The sequence below is a fragment of the Sporosarcina jiandibaonis genome (assembly GCF_013184495.1).
GTDB lineage: Bacteria > Bacillota > Bacilli > Bacillales_A > Planococcaceae > Sporosarcina > Sporosarcina jiandibaonis.
Genome location: NZ_JAAOIY010000001.1, coordinates 830949 through 855288, shown reverse-complemented (window position 1 = coordinate 855288; position 24340 = coordinate 830949). Strand labels below are relative to the sequence as shown.

General features: G+C 41.3%; 23 protein-coding genes. All 23 read left to right on the top strand.

Annotated features, from left to right (window positions below; genetic code table 11):
* Positions 1-166: 166 nt before the first annotated feature.
* The 23 genes from rimP to G8782_RS04375 all read left to right on the top strand — a co-directional run bounded on the left by rimP (position 167) and on the right by G8782_RS04375 (position 24340).
* Positions 167-643: a ribosome maturation factor RimP gene (rimP, locus tag G8782_RS04485; protein ID WP_172369687.1), complete on the top strand. Its 477-nt coding sequence runs from the start codon at positions 167-169 to the stop codon at positions 641-643.
* 22 nt (positions 644-665) lie between these two features.
* The gene (gene nusA, locus G8782_RS04480; protein WP_172369686.1) at positions 666-1814 is read left to right on the top strand and encodes a transcription termination factor NusA; all 1149 of its coding nucleotides are present in this window, start codon (positions 666-668) and stop codon (positions 1812-1814) included.
* Between the two features lie 19 nt (positions 1815-1833).
* Positions 1834-2112 (top strand): RNase P modulator RnpM, encoded by a 279-nt coding sequence (gene rnpM, locus G8782_RS04475; protein WP_172369685.1) that lies wholly within the window; start codon positions 1834-1836, stop codon positions 2110-2112.
* Positions 2109-2429, top strand: a complete 321-nt coding sequence (locus G8782_RS04470) for a YlxQ family RNA-binding protein (protein ID WP_172369684.1) — start codon at positions 2109-2111, stop codon at positions 2427-2429. The genes rnpM and G8782_RS04470 overlap by 4 nt, the downstream gene beginning before the upstream one ends.
* 4 nt (positions 2430-2433) lie before the next feature.
* Entirely contained in the window at positions 2434-4923 is a 2490-nt protein-coding gene (infB, locus tag G8782_RS04465; protein WP_172369683.1) for a translation initiation factor IF-2, read from the top strand.
* Complete coding sequence (locus tag G8782_RS04460; protein WP_172369682.1) at positions 4920-5198, top strand: DUF503 domain-containing protein; 279 nt, start codon at positions 4920-4922, stop codon at positions 5196-5198. Before infB ends, G8782_RS04460 begins: the two co-directional genes overlap by 4 nt.
* A gap of 21 nt (positions 5199-5219) precedes the next feature.
* Entirely contained in the window at positions 5220-5570 is a 351-nt protein-coding gene (rbfA, locus tag G8782_RS04455; protein ID WP_172369681.1) for a 30S ribosome-binding factor RbfA, read from the top strand.
* A gap of 73 nt (positions 5571-5643) precedes the next feature.
* Positions 5644-6555, top strand: coding sequence for a tRNA pseudouridine(55) synthase TruB (gene truB / locus G8782_RS04450; protein WP_172369680.1), 912 nt, complete (start codon positions 5644-5646; stop codon positions 6553-6555).
* Between the two features lie 16 nt (positions 6556-6571).
* Positions 6572-7516: a bifunctional riboflavin kinase/FAD synthetase gene (locus tag G8782_RS04445; RefSeq protein ID WP_246231542.1), complete on the top strand. Its 945-nt coding sequence runs from the start codon at positions 6572-6574 to the stop codon at positions 7514-7516.
* A gap of 130 nt (positions 7517-7646) precedes the next feature.
* Positions 7647-7916 carry a 30S ribosomal protein S15 gene (gene rpsO, locus G8782_RS04440; RefSeq protein ID WP_172369679.1) on the top strand — a complete coding sequence of 90 codons (270 nt, stop codon included), beginning with the start codon at positions 7647-7649 and terminating at the stop codon, positions 7914-7916.
* A 144-nt stretch (positions 7917-8060) separates the two neighbouring features.
* The gene (pnp, locus tag G8782_RS04435) at positions 8061-10181 is read left to right on the top strand and encodes a polyribonucleotide nucleotidyltransferase (protein WP_172369678.1); all 2121 of its coding nucleotides are present in this window, start codon (positions 8061-8063) and stop codon (positions 10179-10181) included.
* A 213-nt stretch (positions 10182-10394) separates the two neighbouring features.
* On the top strand, positions 10395-11645 hold the full coding sequence (locus tag G8782_RS04430; RefSeq protein ID WP_172369677.1) for a M16 family metallopeptidase: 1251 nt from the start codon (positions 10395-10397) through the stop codon (positions 11643-11645).
* Positions 11646-11703: 58 nt separating this feature from the next.
* Positions 11704-11976, top strand: coding sequence for a YlmC/YmxH family sporulation protein (locus G8782_RS04425; RefSeq protein ID WP_172369676.1), 273 nt, complete (start codon positions 11704-11706; stop codon positions 11974-11976).
* Positions 11969-12742, top strand: coding sequence for an NAD(P)-dependent oxidoreductase (locus tag G8782_RS04420; RefSeq protein WP_172369675.1), 774 nt, complete (start codon positions 11969-11971; stop codon positions 12740-12742). The genes G8782_RS04425 and G8782_RS04420 overlap by 8 nt, the downstream gene beginning before the upstream one ends.
* 12 nt (positions 12743-12754) lie before the next feature.
* Complete coding sequence (locus G8782_RS04415) at positions 12755-13345, top strand: dipicolinate synthase subunit B (RefSeq protein WP_172369674.1); 591 nt, start codon at positions 12755-12757, stop codon at positions 13343-13345.
* A gap of 80 nt (positions 13346-13425) precedes the next feature.
* The gene (locus tag G8782_RS04410; RefSeq protein WP_172369673.1) at positions 13426-14463 is read left to right on the top strand and encodes an aspartate-semialdehyde dehydrogenase; all 1038 of its coding nucleotides are present in this window, start codon (positions 13426-13428) and stop codon (positions 14461-14463) included.
* A 24-nt stretch (positions 14464-14487) separates the two neighbouring features.
* A complete protein-coding gene (gene dapA, locus G8782_RS04405) occupies positions 14488-15378 on the top strand; it encodes a 4-hydroxy-tetrahydrodipicolinate synthase (RefSeq protein ID WP_172369672.1) in 891 nt (296 codons plus the stop codon).
* Positions 15379-15487: 109 nt separating this feature from the next.
* Positions 15488-17155: a ribonuclease J gene (locus G8782_RS04400; RefSeq protein ID WP_172369671.1), complete on the top strand. Its 1668-nt coding sequence runs from the start codon at positions 15488-15490 to the stop codon at positions 17153-17155.
* A gap of 95 nt (positions 17156-17250) precedes the next feature.
* On the top strand, positions 17251-19575 hold the full coding sequence (locus G8782_RS04395) for a DNA translocase FtsK (protein ID WP_172369670.1): 2325 nt from the start codon (positions 17251-17253) through the stop codon (positions 19573-19575).
* Positions 19576-19742: 167 nt separating this feature from the next.
* Positions 19743-20465, top strand: a complete 723-nt coding sequence (locus tag G8782_RS04390) for a GntR family transcriptional regulator (RefSeq protein ID WP_172369669.1) — start codon at positions 19743-19745, stop codon at positions 20463-20465.
* A gap of 53 nt (positions 20466-20518) precedes the next feature.
* A complete protein-coding gene (locus G8782_RS04385; protein WP_172369668.1) occupies positions 20519-21595 on the top strand; it encodes a BMP family lipoprotein in 1077 nt (358 codons plus the stop codon).
* 140 nt (positions 21596-21735) lie between these two features.
* Positions 21736-23307, top strand: coding sequence for an ABC transporter ATP-binding protein (locus G8782_RS04380; protein ID WP_172369667.1), 1572 nt, complete (start codon positions 21736-21738; stop codon positions 23305-23307).
* Positions 23297-24340 carry an ABC transporter permease gene (locus G8782_RS04375; RefSeq protein WP_172369666.1) on the top strand — a complete coding sequence of 348 codons (1044 nt, stop codon included), beginning with the start codon at positions 23297-23299 and terminating at the stop codon, positions 24338-24340. Before G8782_RS04380 ends, G8782_RS04375 begins: the two co-directional genes overlap by 11 nt.

Here is a 24340-nt window from a genome sequence, read left to right as displayed (position 1 = left end):
TTTCCCGCTCTTTTCTGTTGTTCAGTAGTTTTTTACCTTCATTTAGCAATCGCTGAATAAGGTTAAAGCTCTGGATGGATGTCAAAGTTATTGATTAAGGAAGTTTATTTAAAATTTGGATGTAATCATTTCAAGCATTTTTAAATGTGATTATGGGAGTGATAAAATGAGTAATATTACGGAAATAGTCGAAGAGCTCGTTAATCCGATTGTATCTGATTTGGAACTGGAGCTTGTCGATGTAGAATTTGTGAAGGAAGGTCAAGATTGGTTCCTGCGCGTTTATGTTGACACGCCAGAAGGGGACATCGACATTGATCAATGCGCACTCGTAAGTGAACGATTAAGCGAGGAGCTTGACCGTACCGATCCAATTACACAAAACTATTTTCTGGAAGTTTCATCTCCAGGAGCTGAACGACCATTAAATAAGGACGAAGATTTCGAAAATGCAATTGGCCAGTATGTTTACATAAAAACTTACGCGCCAATTGATGGAATGAAAGAATTTGAAGGTTATTTATTGGCTTATGGTCCAGACGGGGCAGAGGTTGAAATACGTATTAAGACTAGAAAAGTAACTGTTTTAATTGATAAAACGAAAATTGCAGTTGCACGTTTGGCAATTGACTTTTCCGCATAACTGACAATAGGAGTGATGAAAAATGAGTAGTGATCTACTCGATGCATTAACAGCTCTTGAACAACAAAAAGGTATTTCAAGAGAGGTATTGCTGGAAGCGATTGAAGCGGCACTTGTAACTGCATATAAACGAAATTTTAACCAGGCTCAAAACGTTCGGGTTGATTTGAATTCCGATATCGGTTCGATGAAAGTATATGCACGAAAAGATGTCGTAGAGGAAGTTGAGGATGATCGTCTTCAAATTTCTTTAGAAGATGCGCATCTGATCAATCCGGCTTATGAAGTCGGGGATGTTTATGAAGAAGAAGTTACCCCGAAAGACTTTGGGCGAATTGCAGCGCAAACAGCAAAACAAGTTGTGACACAACGGGTTCGTGAAGCGGAGCGCGGCATGATATACGACGAGTATGTCGACCGTGAAGATGATATTGTAAATGGTATTGTTGAGCGACTCGATGCGCGTAATATTTATGTCGGTCTAGGAAAAGTGGAAGCAGTATTGCCAATTGGCGAACAAATCCAAGCTGAATCCTATAAACCGCATGACCGCATTAAGGTTTATATTACAAAAGTTGAAAAAACGTCCAGAGGCCCACAGGTCTTTGTTTCTAGAACACATCCGGGATTGCTTCGCAGATTATTCGAACTTGAAGTGCCAGAAATCTATGAAGGCATTGTCGAGATTAAAACAATTGCACGTGAAGCAGGAGACCGTTCAAAAATTTCGGTTTATACAAACCAAGAGGAAGTCGATCCGATTGGTTCGTGTGTTGGATCTAGAGGTGCTCGTGTGCAATCGATTTCTACTGAATTGAATGGCGAGAAAATAGACATAGTAGAATGGTCTGAAGATCCAGTTGTTTTTGTTGCAAATGCTTTAAATCCATCAAAAGTTCTTGATGTGCAAGTGAACGAAGAGGAGCGGTCGACTACAGTAATTGTACCGGACTATCAATTATCGCTCGCTATCGGAAAACGAGGTCAAAATGCAAGACTTGCTGCTAAATTGACAGGATGGAAAATCGATATTAAAAGTGAAGAAAGCGCGCGCGAACTTGGAATTTATCCGCGTAGTGATAAAGTGAGCGAAGTTGACGCATACTTTGAAGAAGAAGATTATGATAATAATGATGAACCAATTGATTTATATAAAGAAGACGAAGACTGAGAAGAAGGGGTGATCACACATGACGAACATGAAAAAAGTACCTTTGCGTAAATGCGCGGCGACTGGCGAGATGTTTCCAAAGAAGGAAATGATTCGAATCGTTCGCCCAAAAGAAGGGGAAGTTTCAGTCGATCTTACTGGTAAAAAATCAGGTCGAGGGACTTATGTGTCAAAATCCGAAGAAGCGGTCGAAGTTGCACGTCGCAATCGTTCAATAGAGAGCCAACTGAAGACGGCTGTGCCAGAAAAAGTGTATGAAGATCTTCTTCATGCAATTCGTCGGGAGTCTTTGAAATGAAAGACAAACAGAAAATATTCCAGTTGCTCGGTCTAGCAACGCGGGCGAGAATGATTGTAACCGGTGAAGAGCTTGCCATACGGGAAGTTCAAAACGGCAATGCACGTCTTGTCATCGTTTCGAATGATGCATCTGCAAATACAGTGAAAAAAATTACGGATAAGTGTACCTTTTTTAACGTTGAGAAGCATGTTTTTGGTAGTCGAGAAGATCTAGGACACGCAATTGGAAAAGAGTCGCGTGTCATACTTGCAATAACGGATGCTGGATTTGCTAAAAAGCTTTCCGAGCTTCTTAACGAATACAACCGGGGGTGAGCGCATGACAAAAGTACGTGTACATGAATACGCGAAACTAGTGAAAAAAACGAGTAAAGAAGTAATTGAAGAACTCGGGAAATTAAATGTGAATGTTACGAATCATATGTCTACGATAGATAAAGATGTTGTTTCAAAGCTTGATAAGTCATTTGGTGGAAATAAAGAAGTAAAAGAAACACCAAAAGCGACCAATTCAAATAATAGTGCTAAACCAAATCAAGGGTCGTCAAAACCAGGCGGACAGAATCGTCCGTCTTCGGGTGGTCAAAGTCGTCCAGCGTCAGGCGGACAAAATCGTCCAGCATCAGGCGGGCAGAATCGTCCAGCATCAGGCGGGCAGAATCGTCCAGCGTCAGGCGGGCAGAATCGTCCAGCGTCAGGCGGACAAAATCGTCCAGCATCAGGCGGGCAGAATCGTCCAGCGTCAGGCGGACAGAATCGTCCAGCATCAGGCGGGCAGAATCGTCCAGCATCAGGCGGACCGAATCGCCCAGCGTCAGGCGGGCAGAATCGTCCAGCGTCAGGCGGACCGAATCGTCCAGCATCAGGTGGACAGAACCGTCCAGCTCCAACAGGCGGGTCAACAGGTCCATCTTCACGTCCAGCGGGAGGTAGAGCACCAGGTCGCCGAGGGGGACGTCCACCTGCACGTGGTATAAACCAAGGAAGAAGAAGATTCCGTCCAGCTCCAGCACCGAAAGTGCAACAGCCGCTTCCTGAAAAGATCACATTTTATGAGTCTCTTTCAGTTGGGGAACTTGCACAGAAGCTAGGTCGCGAACCTTCTGAGATTCTTAAAAAGTTATTAATGCTTGGAGTTATGGCAACAATTAATGAAGAACTCGATAAAGATGCAATTGAGTTAATTTGTACGGATTATGGTGTTGAAGTAGAAGAAGAAATCCGTATTGATGTTACAGACCTTGATATTTATTTCGAAGAGACGGAAGGCTTTGAAGAAGAAGCATCATCTCCAGAAAATATTATCGAGCGAGCGCCAGTTGTTACAATTATGGGTCACGTAGACCATGGTAAAACAACGTTACTTGACTCCATCCGAAATACGAAAGTTACACAAGGTGAAGCAGGCGGTATTACTCAACATATCGGCGCTTACCAAATCGAAAACAACGGTAAAAAAGTGACGTTTTTAGACACGCCTGGTCACGCAGCCTTCACAACTATGCGTGCACGCGGTGCATCAATCACTGATATTACAATTCTTGTTGTAGCAGCTGATGACGGTGTAATGCCGCAAACAGTCGAAGCAATAAATCACGCGCAAGCTGCGGATGTTCCGATAATCGTTGCGGTGAACAAAATCGATAAACCAACTGCGAATCCAGAGCGTGTTATGCAAGAACTTACTGAACACGGACTTGTTTCAGAAGATTGGGGCGGCGATACAATATTCGTTCCAATTTCTGCACTGACAGGTGAAGGAATCGATACTTTGCTTGAAATGGTACTCCTTGTTGCTGAAATTGGGGAACTTAAAGCGGATCCAACAATTCGTGCGCGCGGTTCAGTCATTGAAGCTGAATTAGACCGCGGACGCGGAGCTGTTGCTACGTTGTTAGTACAAGATGGAACGCTTAAAGTCGGTGATCCGATTGTTGTAGGAAACACATATGGACGTGTTCGAGCAATGATTAATGACACAGGCCGCCGAGTTCAATCAGCAGAACCATCTACGCCGGTTGAAATTACCGGACTTAGCGATGTACCACAGGCGGGTGACCGTTTTGTCGTCTTTGAAGATGAGAAAACAGCACGTCAAATTGGTGAAGCAAGAGCCGGGGAAGCAATTCTTGAACAACGCGATGTGAAAACAAGAGTTACATTAGATAACCTATTTGATCAAATGAAACAAGGCGAAATGAAGGAACTAAAACTAATTGTTAAAGCCGACGTTCAAGGAACAGTTGAAGCAATGGCCGCTTCTCTCATGAAAATTGATGTAGAGGGCGTCAATGTGAAAATCATCCATACGGGTGCAGGCGCAATCAACGAATCTGATATCTCACTTGCAGCAGCTTCAAACGCAATCGTGATTGGATTTAACGTTCGTCCGGACGTGAATGCAAGACGTGCGGCAGAAGCTGAGGGTGTCGATATTAGACAACACCGCGTCATTTACCAAGTTATCGAAGAAATTGAATCAGCGATGAAAGGAATGCTAGATCCGGAATTCGAAGAAAAAGTAGTTGGTCAAGCGGAAGTTAGAGAAACTTTCGTCGTATCTAAAATTGGAACGATTGCCGGAAGCTATGTTACCGAAGGTAAGATTGTCCGTGACGCTGGAGTACGCGTAATTCGCGACAGTATCGTTGTTTTTGAAGGCGAACTTGAAGCTTTGAAACGTTTCAAGGACGACGTTAGAGAAGTTGCAAGAGGCTATGAGTGCGGAATTACAATTAAGAACTTTAACGATATTAAAGAAGGCGACATCATCGAAGCCTTCGTGATGGAAGAGATTAAACGGAAATGATTGTCTATGCGGAATGTACGTTTTTCATTCCGATGGCTGCCTCGTTAAAAGATAAGCGTTCTGTTTTAAAGCGAATGACGGATAGGACAAAAAATTCCTATAACGTATCGATTGCAGAAATAGACCATCAAGATCTTTGGCAGCGAACGACTTTAGCGCTTGTAGCAACTGCTTCTTCAAAAGATGCAGCGGAACGGGAAGTAAGAAGGGCTATCCGATTATTGGAATCGAATCCAGAATGGGAAATGACCCAGTTAACAGTAGATTTTTACTGATTACGAATCGGGGTGACTACCATGTCAAAACGTGTAAATCGTGTTGCGGAACAGATGAAGAAAGAACTTGGTGAAATTATTTTGCAAAGAGTAAAGGACCCAAGAATTGGCTTTGTCACCGTGACGGATGTTGAAGTAACGGGTGATTTGCAAAATGCTATAATCTTTATTTCTGTACTTGGAAATGATTCAGAAAAAGAAGCTACTTTACAAGGCCTTGATAAGGCAAAGGGCTTCATTCGCACTGAAATCGGCAAGCGAATCAGACTTCGCGTAACGCCAGAGATTGAATTTGCATTCGATGAATCCATCGCATACGGAAATAGAATCGAAACGCTTCTCACTCAAGTAAATAACGAATCAAAAGAATAACAAAATGGAGGAAGTCGGTGTCCAAATGGACTTTCCGACTTCCTTTAATTTACATAGAAAACGGGGTTTTGACATGAACGGGATTCTCCCACTATGGAAGGAAAAAGGGATGACGTCACATGATTGCGTATATAAATTGCGCAAAATATTAGGGACGAAAAAGGTCGGACATACCGGCACGCTGGATCCGAGTGTAGAAGGCGTCCTCCCTATTTGTATTGGCCAAGCGACGAAAGTGGCAGAATATATAACCGATGCGGGGAAGGAATACGTTGCTGTAATTTCGATTGGCAAAGCGACTGAAACCGAAGACGCGGACGGCGCAATTGTTACAGAAAATAATGAGTTTAAACGGTTTTCTCGATTGGAAATTGAAAATACGCTCAAAAAACTTACTGGCGAAATTGAACAAACACCACCGATGTATTCAGCAGTTAAAGTAAACGGCCATAAGTTATATGAGTACGCTCGAAAAGGCATCGAAGTGGAAAGGCCTAAGCGAATGGTTAAAATTCACGAGTTGGAACTGCTTGATGAGAAATGTGAGTTTGAAGGAACAGATGTGAGTTTTAAAATCCGCATTAATTGCGGAAAGGGAACTTATATCCGAACACTAGCTGTTCAAATCGGCGAATTATTAGGCTATCCCGCACATATGGCATCACTCGTTCGAACAGCATCCGGCACTTATCGAAAATCCGACTGTCACACGCTTAAAGAACTCGAGTTACTAAAAGAGGCTAATCAGCTTGAGACATGCATACGACCATTAGAAGACGCATTAGTTGATTTCCCAATTGTTGAAGTAGACGATGCAGATTATGCTAATATAATACATGGACAAGTGTTGCCTAAAAATCCGATACTCGATAAAGGACATCCGATTGTCTTCATGAAAAACAATAAAGCATTAGCTGTCTATAAAATTCATCCCACAAAGCCTGAATTAATGAAACCAGAAAAAATGTTTCCAAGAAATTGTTGAGAAGGAGGGAACGAATTTGAAAGTTTTTGAATTATGTTATCCTGAAAATATGACGATTGATAGCGATGAAGAATACTCCCTAGCAATCGGTTTTTTCGACGGACTACATAAAGGACACCAAACTGTTATTCATACAGCCATCGAAAAGGCGAAAGAATTGTCAATCCGCTCAGCTGTCATGACGTTTAATCCGCATCCGTCTCATGTATTGGGAGGAGGCAAGAATAAAATTGGCTACATTACCCCATTCGAAGAAAAAAGAAGACTTCTGGAAAATATGGGGGTAGATGCACTATTCGTTGTAAAGTTCGATATGCAGCTTGCTTCACTTAAGCCGAATGAATTTGTCGACTTATTTATTAAGTCCCTCGGCATTAAGCATGTTACAGCTGGATTTGATTATTCATTCGGATCGAAAGGTGCCGGTACGATGGAAGACATGAAAAAACTTTCGGCAGGCGCATATGAAACTACAATCATTGGTAAAGTAACGGACAATGCTGACAAAATTTCCTCAACCCGGATTCGAAAACTTCTATCGGAAGGAAATGTCGAGGATGCATCACTACTTTTAGGTAGAAACTTCCGGACGATTGGTGTCGTTATAGGAGGAGAAAAGAAAGGCCGCCTTTTGGGTTTTCCAACTGCAAACGTCTCTCCATCTGAAGATTCTATACTTCCTGGAAATGGTGTCTATGCAGTACGTTTTATCGTCGACGGCACATCGATGAAAGGCGTCTGCAATGTAGGGGTAAAACCGACTTTCGATAATCCTGAGATAAAAAGCCCGTTGGTTGAAGTCCATATACTCGATTATGATGGTGATTTATACGAGAAAGAAGTTGCCGTTGAATGGGTTAAACATATTCGAGAAGAGAAGAAATTTGAATCGGTTGATGCGTTAATTTCTCAAATTGAAAAAGATAAAAAGACGGCAATTGATATCCTGGATAAGGTTTAAACTTTCTTTACTTTAAAAGATATACATGGTATTATGAATAAGTACATTTAAGTACTAACCATTTCTTGGCATCACGCATCACCAACGTATGCGAGGAAATCGGGGATATTATTAATAGGAGGTGATAAGGATGGCTATTACACAAGAGCGTAAAAACGAATTGATTTCTGAATTCAAAACTCATGAAAATGATACTGGATCTGCAGATATTCAAATCGCTATCCTTACTGAAGAGATCAACAACCTGAACAAACACTTATCAACTCATAAGAAAGACCACCACTCACGTCGTGGACTTATGAAAATGATCGGTCGTCGTCGTAAACTTCTCAAGTACATGCGCGACAACGAAGTTCAGCGCTACCGTGATCTTATCACTAAACTCGGTCTACGCCGATAATAAGATGACTACATGAAAGCGGGCCTTGCCCGCTTTTTCTTTTTGCAATCAAAATTTCGCATCAAAGAGCCTAATTTGGTACACTATAAATATACATACAACGTATGCAATTCTGACTGTTGCTACATGGAGAGGGGTTCAATAATGACAGAACAAAAGAAAGTATATTCGTTTGAATGGGCAGGAAGACAATTAGTTGTTGAAACTGGCCAATATGCAAAGCAAGCAAACGGCGCCGTGCTCGTTCGTTACGGGGATTCAACAATCCTATCAACCGCAACAGCTTCAAAGGAGTCAAGGGGTCTAGATTTTTTCCCATTGACAGTGAATTATGAAGAACGTTTATACGCTGCTGGTAAAATTCCAGGAGGTTTTATTAAACGTGAAGGTCGCCCTTCTGAAAAAGCAGTTTTAACGAGCCGCCTGATCGACCGTCCAATCCGACCATTATTCGCGGATGGTTTCCGTAATGATGTACAAGTCATTTCATTGGTTTTGTCAGTCGACAATGACAGTTCACCTGAAATGGCTGCAATGATTGGATCTTCTTTAGCGTTATCCGTATCGGACATTCCATTCGAGGGACCGATTGCCGGAGTTCAAATCGGGCGTATTGACGGAGAATTCATTGTGAATCCGACATTAGACCAATTAGAAAATAGCGATTTAGATTTGATCGTTGCGGGAACGAAAGACGCGATCAACATGGTTGAAGCAGGCGCATCTGAAGTAGCGGAAGACATTATTTTAGAAGCGATCATGTTTGGCCATAACGAAATCATTAAGCTTGTCGAATTCCAAGAGAAGATAATTGCAGAAGTCGGTAAAGAAAAGATGGAAATTCCATTATTCCAATTAGACGAAGCATTAAAATCTGAAATTCAGTCGAATTATGAAGCGCGACTTACTGATGCAATTCAAACAAAAGAAAAACATGAACGCGAAGATGCGATCAACGCTGTGAAAAATGAAGTGATCGAGTCGTACACTGAAAACGAAGCAGACGAAGACACATTAAAACAAGTTAAAGCTATTTTAGGAAATATGGTTAAAGAAGAAGTGCGCAGACTTATTTCAGATGAAAAAATACGTCCAGATGGCCGTGCACCTGATGAAATTCGCCCGCTTGAATCGCATGTAGGCATTTTGCCGAGAGCACATGGTTCAGGCTTGTTCACGCGCGGTCAGACACAGACATTAAGTATTTGTACATTAGGCGCACTTGGCGAAGTTCAAATTATTGACGGTCTCGGTCTTGAAGAGTCGAAACGTTTTATGCACCATTATAACTTCCCGAATTTCAGTGTTGGAGAAACGGGCCCGATTCGCGGACCTGGTCGTCGAGAAATTGGACATGGCGCTTTAGGGGAACGTGCACTAGAAGCAGTTCTTCCAGATGAAGCGGATTTCCCGTATACAATGCGTTTAGTCGCTGAAGTTCTTGAATCTAATGGTTCATCTTCGCAAGCATCTATTTGCTCGTCTACAATGGCTATGATGGATGCTGGTGTACCATTAAAAGCGCCTGTAGCTGGAATAGCGATGGGTCTTGTGAAGAGAGATGAGAACTATTCAATTCTTTCCGATATTCAAGGAATGGAAGATGCACTAGGAGATATGGACTTTAAAGTAGCAGGAACTGAAAAAGGAATCACTGCTCTACAAATGGATATTAAAATTGAAGGATTATCCCGTCAAATCCTTGAAGAGTCATTGACACAAGCGAAAATTGGTCGTTTGCATATCCTTGAACATATGAATTCAGTAATATCAGGACCTCGTGAAGAATTGTCCGAGTATGCTCCGAAAATAGTCAAAATCCAAATCAATCCAGATAAAATCCGTGATGTCATTGGACCTGGCGGTAAAGTTATTAATAAAATTATTGAAGAAACTGAAGTTAAAATCGATACGGAACAAGACGGTACGATTTACATCTCTTCTTCAAATAGCGAAATGAATGCTAAAGCAAAAGCGATGATTGAAAATATTGTTCGAGAAGCTAAAGTCGGGGAATATTACATGGCGAAAGTTAAACGGATTGAAAAATTCGGTGCTTTCCTAGAACTATTCCCAGGGAAAGACGGCCTTCTCCATATTTCTCACATTGCAGAAGAACGCACTCGCGCGGTTGAAGACGTATTAAAATTAGGTGATGAATTATTTGTTAAAGTCATTGAAATTGATAACCAAGGTCGCGTAAACTTATCAAGAAAAGAAGTTCTTCTTGAAGAGAAAAAAGCTGCGGAAAAAGAGAATAAATAATTAGGTTTCATCGTACAATTAAGGGCCTCTCACCGAGGTCTTTTTTTGTATTTGAAATTTATTGTTAGTTGGTTTAGCGGGCGATTGGTCGTTTTCGGGTGCGTTTTAGTCGTTTGGGAGGGGCCATTAGTCGTTTCCGGGATTACTTTAGTCGTTTAAATCCGATTAATGGTCGTTTGGCTAAATTGACCGAATGAGAAGGAGGATAATTTTTTGATTTCAAAACATATATGCACGAACGGGGTACGAATTATTCATGAGAAAATGCCGTATGTCCGCTCTGTGGCGCTGGGTGTTTGTATAGAAGCGGGATCCAGGGATGAGTTGCTAGAAGAAGAAGGTGTGGCTCATTTTATTGAGCATATGTTATTTAAAGGAACACCGACACGGTCAGCGCGTACAATCGCGGAGCAATTCGATCGTATGGGGGGAGATGTGAATGCATTTACTTCTAAAGATATGACATGTTTTTATGCCACTGTGCTCGGTGATCGCGCGGAAACGGCTATTTCAATTTTGGAAGATATGATTTTTCATTCGATTTTTGACGAAACCGAAATGGAGAAAGAAAAGTCGGTTGTTCTAGAAGAAATAGCAACTGTTGAGGATACGCCAGATGACGATGTGCACGAACGGCTTTGGAGTGCAATGTATCCCGCGCATCCGATTGGAAAGCCGATACTGGGCAGTAAAGACACGATTGAGAAGTTTACTAAAGAAATGATTATGAACTTTATGAATCGAAATTATAAACCCGAGCGAATTGTTATATCGGTTGCGGGCAATTACGATGATCGTTTAATTAATACGATTGAAGAGCTTTTCGGTTCGTTTCAATCGACGAATGAAAAACAACAGGATACTAGTGCAGAGACGCCATTCTTTTATCCGGGTGTAACGATAAAAGAGAAGGATGTCGAACAATCCCATCTTTGTATTGGATTCCCGGCGTTGGCGTTAGATGATAGTCGGATGTATGACTTGATTATTTTAGACAGCATTATTGGATCCGCCATGTCATCTCGCCTCTTTCAAGAAGTTCGTGAAGAACGCGGTCTGGCTTACTCCATTTATTCGTATTACACAGCATATGAAAATGCAGGTTCATTCATCATCTACGGTGGAACATCACCCGAAAAGATGAATGAGTTGTACGAAACAATTGATGGAATCATTAAATCAGTATTGGATGGGGGTGTAACCGAAAAGGAAATCGAACAGGCAAAAGAGCATGTTATCGGCAGTTTTTTATTAAGTTTGGAAAGTACAGAGTCGCGCATGTCCCGAAATGGAAGAAATGAAATTGTTTTTCAAAGCCATAAAGGTATTGATGATGTAGTTTCAAAAATTCAAGCTGTTGATAAAGAAGATATTATGGAAGTGGCAAAAGAGATTTTATCGAAAGAACGTGCCATTTCGATCATAGCTCCGAAAGAAACAATTGACCGTATTGCATTCAATTAACAATCTTTCAGATTTTCGTTCATATACTGAATGGAGATAATAGAAAGGGGAATGAATGATGCTACTTTCAGAACTTGCCGGGAAAGAGTTAATTCAAGTCGATGAGGGTATACGTTACGGTTTATTGGCTGATACAGATCTCATTTTCAACGGGAAAACAGGAGATATTATTGGACTTGAAGTGAAGAGGAAATTCAGTCGTTTTTCATTTAAGAACCGACCTGAAGAAACGGATGAGTTTATACCATGGTCGGAAATTGTCTTAATCGGAGAACACCGTATTCTTTTTAGAAAAACAGGTCCGATTGATGAGGCCTATTTGAATGAGTAAAGAAAAATGGTTATTCATCGGAAGCGATAAACGGCTATCAGTATGTTGCAAGTTGATGGAGAAGAAAGGGTATATTTCCCGCTCGATTCCTACTGATACGTATACAGACGATTTAGAATCGACGCTCATTGAATTTCAACCAAATCATATTGTTTTCCCTATATTAGAAATGGAAGGCTCTATCCCGCTTAGACTACTAGGAGAAGGGACAAAGCTATACACAGGTGTTGTTTCGGAAGAATGGAAAACGCGTTATCAAGATGCTGATTTTTCGATTGAATCTTATTTACGAGATGAGTTATTTATATGGGAAAATGCTTGGTTAACAGCCGAGGCCTTCATTAATGTTTTTTATAATGAAATGAGTCGAACGATTTCAGGTAAACGTTTCTACGTCGCGGGTTACGGAAGAGTCGGAAAAATGGTGGCAGCCGCACTCAGCGCACTCGGCGGCAATGTGACGGTGATTGCTCGGTCAGAAGCACAGTTGGGAGATGCGAAAATGCGGGGATATAATGCCGAACAATTTTCCAATACTCTAAAGATGAGTGAAGGCTATCTCGTTAATACAATTCCAGCCCAATGGTTAACGAAGCAATTTGAAATGCCGGATTTCATTTTCGATCTTGCGTCAGCGCCCGGGTGCCTAAAGGATTCATCGGTGAATGAATACTATAGATTACTCCCTGGTTTGCCAGGGAAGTATTTTCCTTTCGATGCAGCAATTTCATTAAGTGGTGCACTCGAGAGGATTCACCGAAGATGAAAGGGGAAGTAAATGTTACAAGGAAAGCGGATAGGTCTTGGGATAACGGCTTCGCATTGCACGTATGAAGAGATTATTCCAGTTATTGACTCGCTGATTGACGCTGGTGCTACAGTTATACCTGTTATTACACATTCAGTTCTCACTGCCGCAACCAGGTTCGGCACAGGAGAGGAGTGGATTGCCAGGATTGAAACGGCGACAGGGGAAAAGGTTATTTCAACAATTGTTGGCGCCGAGCCATTTGGACCATCAACACCTGTTGATTGCATGATTATTGCACCGATGACAGGCAATTCTCTAAGTCGATTTGCCAATGCATCAACCGATTCACCAGTACTAATGGCCGCTAAAGCAACTTTACGTAACGGCAGCCCGGTTCTTATAGGTATTTCAACGAATGATGCTTTAGGATTAAATGGTGTCAACCTTATGAAACTCCTCAATATGAAAAATGTTTTTTTTATCCCTTTTGGACAGGACGATCCGATCAAAAAACCAAACTCCTTAATCTCCGACTTTTCCTTGATGGTTCCAGCAGCCGCAGCAGCGCTAAAAAACGAACAAATCCAACCTTTATTAATAATTCATGAAGAAAAATGAAGGTTCCGACACAATAAACCAAATCTTATGCTATAATCTTTCCATTACAACTGCTTTGATGCTGAAAGGGAGATTTGATTATGAGTACAGTTAATGTTGCTATCGTTGGCGCCACAGGTGCCGTTGGGACAAAAATTCTAGAAAAACTACTTGAACGTAATTTTCCTTCGAGTTCAATTAAACTGCTTGCTTCAAAAAGGTCGGCTGGAAATGTAATTGAAGTGGACGGCAAACAGTTTGCGGTTGAAGAAACTGTTCCCGAATCTTTTGATGATGTTGATATTGCATTTTTTAGTGCAGGCGGCGCTATTTCAAAAATGTTTGCCGAAGAAGCGGTAAAACGAGGCGCGGTCGTTATTGATAATACAAGTGCATTTCGAATGACGGAAACAATTCCACTTGTTGTGCCGGAAGTGAATGCAGATGTGCTACAAGAGCATAATGGAATTATCGCAAATCCGAATTGCTCAACAATCCAAATGGTGACAGCACTTGAACCGATTCGAGAAAAGTTCGGACTTAACCGAATTATCGTTTCAACTTATCAAGCAGTTTCCGGTGCTGGAGCAGAAGCGATTGACGAATTGGAAATCCAAAGCAATCAGTTTAACAATCGACAAGAAATTGATGCTAAACTTCTACCGACTGGGGCTGGAGAAAAATTTTATCCAATTTCGTTTAATGCGATTCCTCAAATCGATGCCTTCGATTCTTCAGGCTATACGTTTGAGGAACTTAAAATGATTAATGAAACAAAAAAAATCTTTAATATGAATGAGCTGCATGTATCAGCGACATGTGTTCGAATCCCGGTGGTATCGGGTCATTCTGAATCAGTTTATTTTGAAGTTGATAAAGAAGGCGTTTCTGTTGATGATATTCGTTCCGAACTAGTCAATGCGCCCGGAATTGTAGTTCAAGATGATGCGAAAACTCAACACTATCCAATGCCTTTATTTTCAGAAGGCAAGGACGATGTGTTCGTTGGGCGTCTACGCAAAGACCCAGATCATCCAGCAGGTTTTCATATGTGGGTTGTGACGGATAATCTTATTAAAGGCGCTGCATTGAATTCAGTGCAAATTGCAGAATCACTCTTGGCAACGGAGAAGAAATGAATACAATGAAAGAGGGATTTTAGTATGGAGCTTGGACGAATATCTACGGCGATGGTTACCCCGTTTTCATCAACGGGCGCCATCGATTTTGAAAAGACAGCGGCGTTGATTGAACATCTTATCGCTAACGGGACAGATTCCTTAGTCGTATGCGGAACAACAGGTGAATCGCCTGCGTTAACGGCTAAAGAAAAAGAAGAACTCCTTTCATTTACAATTGAAACGGTTAATAAGCGAATTCCAGTTATCGCTGGAACAGGTTCTAATGCAACTGCCGAGTCAATTGAAAGCACGATTACGGCAGAGCGGGTTGGCGTGGATGGCATTATGCTTGTTACCCCGTATTACAATAAGCCGGACCAGCAGGGATTGTACGCTCACTTTTCAACAATAGCCGAGAAAACAAGTCTTCCAATACTTTTGTACAATATCCCGGGACGTTCCGTTATTAATATGACTCCCGAAACGACAATTGCTTTATCGAAAGTGAAAAACATTCGTGCAGTAAAAGAAGCAAGCGGGGACCTTGAACAAATGGCGACAATAATTGCAGAAGCCGACCCTGAATTTAAGGTCTATAGTGGAGATGACAGTCTTACATTACCGCTTCTTGCGATTGGCGGGCATGGGGTTGTTTCAGTAGCGTCGCATGTGGTCGGGAATGAAATGCAAAAAATGATCACCGCATTTAATGAAGGACGTACAAAAGAAGCAGCTCGCATGCATAGAGCGCTGCTCCCATTGTTTAAAGAATTATTTACTTCGCCAAATCCGGTTCCAGTGAAATATGCATTGCAAAAAAACAATATTGACACTGGTGGCGTAAGGTTACCATTAATCGGGTATAACGAAGAAAATAAGGCCTTTGATAAAGTATGGGAAAAGTTCAAAAACAATGAACATATTTTTGTTTGATAAAAAGCCGGTCTAGGAAACCGGCTTTTTTTGTTTGTACAAGAACGTTTCGTCCCGTATAATGAATCATAGTCGATATGGACGGGAAGTAGAAATAGGAGGAACAAAATTGACAAAAATTAAAAATGAAATAATCCGAATCATTCCCCTTGGAGGGGTAGGAGAAGTTGGGAAAGCGATGTATGTCGTGGAAATCGATGAAGAACTATTTATCGTAGATTCAGGACTTATGTTCCCAGAACGAGAAATGCTTGGTATCGATATCGTCATACCTGATCTTACATACGTTGAGGAAAACAAACAACGCGTGAAAGGAATATTCCTGACGCATGGACATGAAGACGCGATTGGTTCTCTTGCGTATTTATTGCAAGTAGTACAAGCGCCGGTATACGGGTCGAAACTGACTTTAGCGTTAGCTAAAGAACATTTGAAAGAAATGCCTGCACCAGCATCCGTTCGCTTTTTTGAAGTAACTAACAAAAGCAGAATGAACTTTAATCGCACGCATGTTACATTCTTCAATACGACTCATAGTATTCCCGATTCATTGGGAATCGTATTTAACACAAGTGAGGGTGCTATTGTTCACACTGGCGAGTTTAAGTTTGACCAATCCGCAAAAGGAAATTATCGTCCCGACATCGGAAAAATGGCAACTCTTGGAGAAAATGGCGTCTTTATATTAATGTCTGATTCGTCCGAGGCAGAACGACCAGGATACACAACTAGCGAATCTGTAATTGAAAAACAATTATCGCAAACGTTTCATGCTTCTGAAGGCCGTATTTTAGTCGCTTTATATGCTTCTAACTTTATCCGAATTCAACAAGTATTGGACACAGCATTTGAAACAGGTAAAAAAGTAGCCGTAGTCGGAAAGAGTCTTGAAAGTTATTTTGAGGTTGGCGTTAATCTTGGTTATTTAACGACTGAAGACGGTGTTGTTATTCCTGTAAATGATATCGAAAAATATGAAGACGATAAAGTCGTCATTATCGTCACTGGTAATAAAGGCGAACCATTGGATGCATTGGAGAAAATCGTCAGGAAGCACCATAATGATGTTCGAATTAAAGAAACAGATACCGTTCTAATCACATTTACGCCATCACCTGGAATGGAAGTATCCATGTACGAAACGATGAATGAATTAGCCAAAAACGGTGCGACAGTACTGACGTCAAGCAAAAAAGTTCACGTTTCCGGACATGGTAGCCAAGAAGATTTAAAACTCATGTTAAACTTGATGCAACCAAAATATTTCATCCCTATCCAAGGAGAATATCGCATGCTGATGGCGCACTCGAAACTTGCGCAAGAGGTCGGTATGCAGAAGACAAGCATATTTATAGCTGATAAAGGCGATATTGTAGAATATAAAAGCGGTAAAATGCGTATGAGCGGACGCGTGCAAGCCGGTAACGTATTAATTGACGGTATCGGTGTCGGCGACGTTGGAAATATTGTCCTCAGAGACCGTAAACTATTATCGCAAGATGGTATCTTTACAGTTGTCGTGACTCTGAACCGTAAAGATAAGCGGATAGCAGCTGGTCCTGAAATCGTTTCGCGCGGATTCGTATACGTGCGCGAATCAGAGGAACTTCTTGAAGAAGCAACTAAACTAGTCACAAAAATAGTTGAGAAACATGTGACTAAAAAATCATTTGAATGGACAGGGATAAAGCAAGAGATACGCGACACGCTTAGCTCGTTCCTATTCCAGCAAACGAAAAGACGTCCAATGATCATACCAATTATTATGGAATATTAATCGAGCTAAATTAGATCCTACCGCTCCGAAGGGTTTCCTTGCCGTCTGACCGGCGGGAAATCCTTTTTTTCAAGAAAGGAGGAGACGGGAGAAAAATGTCTAGAAAACGAAAAGGAAAACGAAGCGCGAATCATCGAAAAAAGAAACAACCAGGTCTGAATCCATTATTGTACGAGGTTATTGGTCTATTGATGATTGGTTTAGCCGTTATTATCATGTTTGAATTTGGACCAGCGGGAAGAGGTCTATCTTCCGCGACAAGATTTTTATTTGGGAATTTGCATTTTGCCATTCCATTCCTGTTAATTGTACAAGCGCTTATATTTATGATTATGCGAAGAGTGGGTGGATGGAAAAATAGGATAATGGGAGGTAGCTTGTTTGTACTTGCAAGCTTACTGTTATTTAGCCATGTCCATTTATTTAAAGAACTCAATGAAAGCCGAGTGCTAATGTCGGATTCGGCATTAAAAGAAACGTGGAATGTACTGATTATTAATGACGGAATAGCAGATAGAACCGGCGCGTTAGGCGGCGGAATGCTCGGGGCTTTTCTTTTTGCGATGTTTTATTCTTTATTTGATTCTGCAGGGGCAACCGTCGCCGGCGTGTTATTAATGCTAATTGGACTCGTATTATTGACTGGAAAAGCATTAGTGCCAGTTATTGCAGAAAAATTCCCGAAAATGGTTGAGTCGATTAAAAAAACTTTCTCAGAAAAAGCTTCTCGTGACAAGAAAGAAAAGAAAACGAAAAAAGTAGAGCCTAAGAAAACAAGAACTCGTCGGACAGAAGTAAATGAAGAGACTGTAATCGCCGACCCGATCATGGAGGATATTCCTTCACAACCGATAATTTCTACTTTTACTGAACAGATAGACAAGCGAGCTAGAGATGAGGAAGCTGCTGTTCTTGAAAAAGAGGCAGTTGAGGATTCAAACGATGGCGATGTCAGTAAATTAGGCGCAATAATCGGGGAGGAAGAAAACGAATCTTATATATTACCGCCAACTACATTACTAACAGAAACCCCGTATAATGATCAATCCGGCGAATATGATTCGATTCAAGAAAATGCGCAAAAACTGGAAGATACTTTTTTAAGTTTTGGTGTGAAAGCGCGCGTTGTACAAGTCCATCTAGGGCCAGCAGTCACAAAGTATGAAGTGCTTCCAGCTACGGGTGTTAAAGTCAGCCGCATCGTTAGTTTGACGGATGATTTAGCACTAGCACTTGCAGCGAGTGACATTCGGATCGAAGCGCCGATCCCAGGGAAATCTGCTATTGGCATTGAAGTGCCGAATAGTGATGTTGCAGTCGTGAGCCTTCGAGAAGTCATTGAAGCAAAAGAAAATAATACGCCCGAATCGAAATTAATGATTTCACTTGGTCGCGATGTTACAGGACAAGCTATTCTAGCCGAATTAAACAAAATGCCGCATATGTTAATCGCCGGCGCGACCGGTAGTGGTAAAAGTGTTTGCATAAACGGGATTATTATAAGCATTCTTATGCGTACAAAACCGCATGAAGTGAAAATGATGATGATTGATCCGAAAATGGTTGAGCTTAATGTATACAATGGGGTACCGCATTTATTGGCGCCAGTCGTAACCGACCCAAGAAAAGCGGCGCAGGCATTGCAAAAAGTAGTTTCTGAAATGGAACGTCGCTATGAACTCTTCTCACATACCGGAACGCGAAATGTCGAAGGATATAATAATCATATTGACGAGTGGAATTTAGAAAACGACGAAAAGCATCCGCATATGCCTTATATTGTAGTAATTGTCGACGAGCTTGCGGATTTAATGATGGTTGCGTCAAGCGATGTAGAAGATTCCATAACGCGTCTTGCACAAATGGCACGTGCGGCTGGAATTCACTTAATCATTGCAACCCAGCGTCCTAGTGTTGATGTTATCACAGGTGTTATTAAAGCGAATATTCCTTCGCGAATCGCATTTGCGGTGTCTTCTGCAATCGACTCCAGAACGATATTAGATAGTGGCGGAGCGGAGAAGTTGTTGGGGAGAGGGGATATGCTGTTCCTGCCGGCAGGAGCGTCTAAACCTGTTCGAATCCAAGGAGCTTTTGTTTCTGACCGTGAAGTTGAGGCTGTTGTTGACTTTGTCATTGAACAACAAAAAGCCCAATATCAAGAAGAGATGATTCCAACTGAAATCGTTGACGTGGCTCCGCACGAAGAGACGGATGAGTTGTATGACGATGCAGTTCAACTTGTTACAGAATTGCAAACGGCATCAGTTTCGATGTTGCAACGTCGGTTCAGAGTGGGTTATTCGAGAGCTGCACGCATTGTAGATCAGATGGAAATGCGAGGCGTCGTCGGACCGCCGGATGGCAGCAGGCCGCGTCAAGTTCTCATTAGTAAAGATGAAGCCGATATACATTCGTGAATTGAACGTGGAATTTGTTATCAATTTGTTACTAAAGTTTGGAAACGCAATGTTTATTTGGAATCTATGTTTATTTTGTGGGACGAAAGTGATATAGTGAAATTGATTAGTAGTGATATTCAAATAGGAAAGAAAAGTCTGACCTTATAGAGGACGGTGATACATTGATGACTATTGCAAGGCAACAACACTACTTGCGAGTAATTGAGACTATGAAAGAAATGATTGAATCGGGAATTTATAATGAAAATGATCGTCTTCCTTCCGATCTTGAACTTGCTCAAAAATTTGATGTCACTCGGGCAACTCTTCGAAAAGCATTAACGGCTTTAGAAGATGAACGCGTGCTAATCCGCCGGCATGGGCTTGGTTTATTTATAAATCCAAAACCAATCTTTACATCAGGTATTGAACAGTTGGAAAGTGTATCCGCTATGATAGAGAATGCAGGAATGGAACCAGGGACGATTTTTATGGATGTTTCAAATACAGATCCTACAGATGATTGTATCTCACAATTCGATTTTGATGAAGATGAGAAACTTGTAACGATAAAACGAGTTAGAACAGCAGATGGCGACCCAGTCGTTTATTGTATTGACAATTTATTGTCCAAATATTTACCGAATGAAACAGAAGAACTTTTTAGCGTTTCTATTTTCGATGCAATCGAGCAAGCCGGTGATGTCCGAATCGATCAAGCCATAGCGCATATCGAACCGGTCGGTTATGACGAAGAAGCCTCCTCGATTTTACGCTGCGGCGTAGATGTGCCACTTCTAGTTTTAAAACAACGACATTACACTGAAGACGGGGAAATGGTTCTATATTCGAAAAACTATTTTCGCGCAGATAAATTCAGTTTTCATGTCGTACGAAAACGGGTATAAGACGTATATACGTCGTTACTAATATTAAAAAGAAATAATAGGAGGGTCTAACATTGAGAAAAAGCAAACTAGGTCTTGCACTAGCGATGATGCTTGTTATCGGTGGCTTGCTTGGCGCATGCGGAACTGATAAAGGTAAAGAGAAAGACGAAGGCGCTACTGGTTCAAGCGAAGTGAATGAAAACGCGGTATCGGTTGCAATGGTTACGGATACAGGCGGCGTTGACGACAAATCTTTCAACCAATCCGCTTGGAAAGGAATCGAAGAATACGGTAAGAAAAACGGTCTTGAAAAAGGCGATGGCGGTTATGACTATCTACAATCCAATGACGCTTCAGAATATGCATCAAACTTGAATAGACTTGTTCGTCGCGATTTTGATGTTGTATATGGTATCGGATTCCTGCTGAAAGATGCAATTGAAACAATTGCAAAGGAAAATCCAGATGCAATGTTCGGACTTGTCGATGAAGAATCAGACGTGGAAAACGTTGCAAGCATCATGTTTAAAGAACAAGAAGGCGCATTCCTTGCAGGTGCTGCGGCTGCACTTATGACAAAATCCGATAAAATTGGATTTGTTGGCGGAATGGAAATCCCCGTTATAGAACGTTTCCATGCAGGATTTGTAGCAGGAGTTGCAGCTGTTAACCCTGATATTAAAGTAGACGTGCAATACACGGGTAACTTTGACAAAGCTGAAGATGGAAAAGCAGCAGCAAACCGTATGTATACTTCTGGTGTAGATATTATTTTCCATGCTGCTGGCGGAACAGGTAATGGTGTGTTCTCAGAAGCGAAAGAGCGTAAAGCTGCAAACCCGGATGAGTATATTTGGGTAATCGGCGTTGACTCAGACCAATACGATGAAGGCCAAGTGGGCGACCATAACATCACACTTACTTCAATGCTTAAACGAGTTGACCTGTCGGTTATGAGCGTAGCGGAACTTGCTGAAAAAGATGAATTCCCAGGCGGCGAAATAACGCGCTATGGTATTGCTGAGGGAATGATTGAACTTGCCGATTCGCGCGGTGCAATTCCACAAGACATTCTTGACAAAATTGACGAATTATCAAAAAAGATCGTTGATGGAGAAATTGAAGTGCCAGAAGATCCAAAACAATAATTTTAGTGCAGTAGGAGGCCGGGTTTTTCCGGCCTTCCTAATTTTATCGCATTTAAATTAATACAAGAAAGGTTTCCTCCAGAAAATGGAATCTTTTCTTGTATTAATTTTGCAAGTTACTTATCAAGGGAGTGAATCCATTGGAATACGTCATTGAAATGCTGGATATAAGAAAAGAATTCGGTAATTTCGTTGCGAACGATAATATTACACTTCAGCTAAAAAAAGGGGAAATCCATGCACTTTTAGGTGAAAATGGCGCAGGTAAATCAACGTTGATGAACGTGCTATTTGGTCTTTATCAACCTGAAGGCGGAGAAATCCGGGTGCGCGGTGAAAAAGTTGCGATTTCCAATCCGAATATTGCCAATAATCTTGGTATTGGAATGGTGCACCAACACTTTATGCTAGTTGAAAATTTAACGGTTACAGAAAATATAATCTTAGGCAACGAACCAAAAAAAATGGGAATCATCAATATCCAAGATGCAGCAAAAAAAGTAGCGGAAATCTCCAAGTTATATGGGTTGAATGTAGACCCTTATGCGAAAATCGCAGATATTTCTGTTGGAATGCAACAACGCGTTGAAATTTTGAAAACGCTTTATCGAGGTGCTGAAATCCTTATATTTGATGAACCGACTGCCTCGCTTACACCACAGGAAATTGATGAGCTGTTTATCATTATGAAAAAGCTTATTGAAGAAAATAAGTCGATTATCTTAATCACGCACAAGCTTCAAGAGATTATGGATGTCACTGACCGTGTCACTGTTATTCGTAAAGGGCAGGGAATCGGCACAGTTATTACAAGTGAAACGAATCCCGAAGAACTCGCTACGTTAATGGTTGGGCGACAAGTCATTTTCAAAACGGAAAAAGGTCCGGCATTTCCAGCTGATGAAGTTTTACATATTGAAAATCTTGTAGTTGAGGATTACCGCGGGGTATCAAAAGTTAAAGGCTTAAATCTATCTGTTCGAAAAGGTGAAATTGTCGGGATTGCGGGAATCGATGGAAACGGTCAAAGCGAACTTATCGAGGCGATTACTGGCTTGAGAAAAGTTAAAGAAGGAAAAATATCTATTAACGGTAAAGATATAACAGGTAAACGTCCGCGGGAAATTACTGAAATAGGACTTGGTCATATTCCGCAGGATCGCCATAAGCATGGTTTAGTATTGGAGTTCTCTGTCGGTTATAACGCCGCCTTGCAATCATACTACCATGAACCCTATTCGAAAAAAGGCATTATGAATTACAAAGTTGTTTCTGAAAAAGCTAAAAAAATAATTGATACTTATGATGTGAGAACCCAAGGCGAGCATGAACCTGCACGCGCTCTCTCCGGTGGAAATCAGCAAAAACTCATTATTGGCCGCGAAGTAGAACGTGATCCGGACTTGCTAATTGCCGCACTGCCAACACGGGGACTTGATGTTGGAGCGATTGAATTTATCCATAAGAGATTAATAGAGCAACGAGATAACGGGAAGGCTGTTTTGTTAATTTCTTTTGAGCTTGATGAAGTTATGAATGTATCCGATAGAATAGCAGTTATCTATGATGGTCAAATTGTTGATACGGTGAATCCATCAGAGACAACTGAACAAGAGTTAGGGCTCTTAATGGCTGGACACCAGAAAAGTGAAATGATTGTTGTTGGTGATGAAGTTGTGCTGAAAGAAGGTGAGGATCCAAATGTCGAATAGAGTTATCAATCTATTAGTACCTGTCATATCCATAATATTGGGTCTGATTGTCGGAGCGATTGTGATGATATTCAGTGGATATGATCCAGTTACTGCGTATATCGCCTTGTGGAATGGTATTTTTGGAGATGCATATGCAATCGGTGAAACGATTAGACAAATAAGTCCTTATATTTTAGCAGGACTCGCGGTTGCATTCGCATTCCGGGCAGGCTTATTTAATATAGGAGTAGAGGGACAACTTATCGTTGGTTGGTTTGCGGCCGCTTATGTTGGATCAGCGTTTGATTTGCCGAAAATTATTCATTTGCCGTTTGCTTTAATTGCAGCCGCGCTAGCTGGAGCATTATGGGGATTAGTTCCTGGTATTTTGAAAGCTGCTTTGCGAGTTCATGAGGTTATCGTAACAATTATGATGAACTATATTGCACTTCATGTAGTCAATGCATTGATTAAAACGGTTTCGGGAAGTTATAAGACTGAAAAAATTCATGAAACTGCATCACTTCGATCAGAATTTTTATCCAACATAACGGACTATTCAACACTTCACTACGGCATATTAGTAGCACTCGCAATGGTTGGCGTCATGTGGTTTCTATTGGATAAAACTAAAACAGGCTACGAGTTGAAATCAGTCGGTTTCAACGAACATGCCTCGCAATATGCGGGCATGAACGTAAATCGAAACATTGTTCTTTCAATGGTGATTTCAGGAGCTTTTGCTGGTCTTGCTGGTTCCATGGAAGCGCTTGGCACATTTGGATATTTGGCTAATCTGGGCGGCTTTACCGGGATCGGATTTGATGGTATCGCGGTTGCATTACTAGGAGCAAATACACCGCTAGGAGTCATTTTCGGAGCATCATTATTCGGCTCATTGAAATACGGTGCAGGGAATATGCCAAATGAGGCTGGAGTTCCAACAGAGATTGTTTCCATAATTATTGCGCTTATTATTTTCTTCGTTGCTTCAGGATATATCATCCGAGTGATCCTTAATCGCGTGAATAAGAAAAAGGGGGCAAAGTGA

Coding starts and splice junctions, on each gene's coding strand:
- rimP (WP_172369687.1), top strand. CDS start 167: ATGAGTAATATTACGGAAATAGTCGAAGAGCTCGTTAATCCGATTGTA.
- nusA (WP_172369686.1), top strand. CDS start 666: ATGAGTAGTGATCTACTCGATGCATTAACAGCTCTTGAACAACAAAAA.
- rnpM (WP_172369685.1), top strand. CDS start 1,834: ATGACGAACATGAAAAAAGTACCTTTGCGTAAATGCGCGGCGACTGGC.
- G8782_RS04470 (WP_172369684.1), top strand. CDS start 2,109: ATGAAAGACAAACAGAAAATATTCCAGTTGCTCGGTCTAGCAACGCGG.
- infB (WP_172369683.1), top strand. CDS start 2,434: ATGACAAAAGTACGTGTACATGAATACGCGAAACTAGTGAAAAAAACG.
- G8782_RS04460 (WP_172369682.1), top strand. CDS start 4,920: ATGATTGTCTATGCGGAATGTACGTTTTTCATTCCGATGGCTGCCTCG.
- rbfA (WP_172369681.1), top strand. CDS start 5,220: ATGTCAAAACGTGTAAATCGTGTTGCGGAACAGATGAAGAAAGAACTT.
- truB (WP_172369680.1), top strand. CDS start 5,644: ATGAACGGGATTCTCCCACTATGGAAGGAAAAAGGGATGACGTCACAT.
- rpsO (WP_172369679.1), top strand. CDS start 7,647: ATGGCTATTACACAAGAGCGTAAAAACGAATTGATTTCTGAATTCAAA.
- pnp (WP_172369678.1), top strand. CDS start 8,061: ATGACAGAACAAAAGAAAGTATATTCGTTTGAATGGGCAGGAAGACAA.
- G8782_RS04425 (WP_172369676.1), top strand. CDS start 11,704: ATGCTACTTTCAGAACTTGCCGGGAAAGAGTTAATTCAAGTCGATGAG.
- G8782_RS04420 (WP_172369675.1), top strand. CDS start 11,969: ATGAGTAAAGAAAAATGGTTATTCATCGGAAGCGATAAACGGCTATCA.
- G8782_RS04415 (WP_172369674.1), top strand. CDS start 12,755: ATGTTACAAGGAAAGCGGATAGGTCTTGGGATAACGGCTTCGCATTGC.
- G8782_RS04410 (WP_172369673.1), top strand. CDS start 13,426: ATGAGTACAGTTAATGTTGCTATCGTTGGCGCCACAGGTGCCGTTGGG.
- dapA (WP_172369672.1), top strand. CDS start 14,488: ATGGAGCTTGGACGAATATCTACGGCGATGGTTACCCCGTTTTCATCA.
- G8782_RS04395 (WP_172369670.1), top strand. CDS start 17,251: ATGTCTAGAAAACGAAAAGGAAAACGAAGCGCGAATCATCGAAAAAAG.
- G8782_RS04390 (WP_172369669.1), top strand. CDS start 19,743: ATGACTATTGCAAGGCAACAACACTACTTGCGAGTAATTGAGACTATG.
- G8782_RS04375 (WP_172369666.1), top strand. CDS start 23,297: ATGTCGAATAGAGTTATCAATCTATTAGTACCTGTCATATCCATAATA.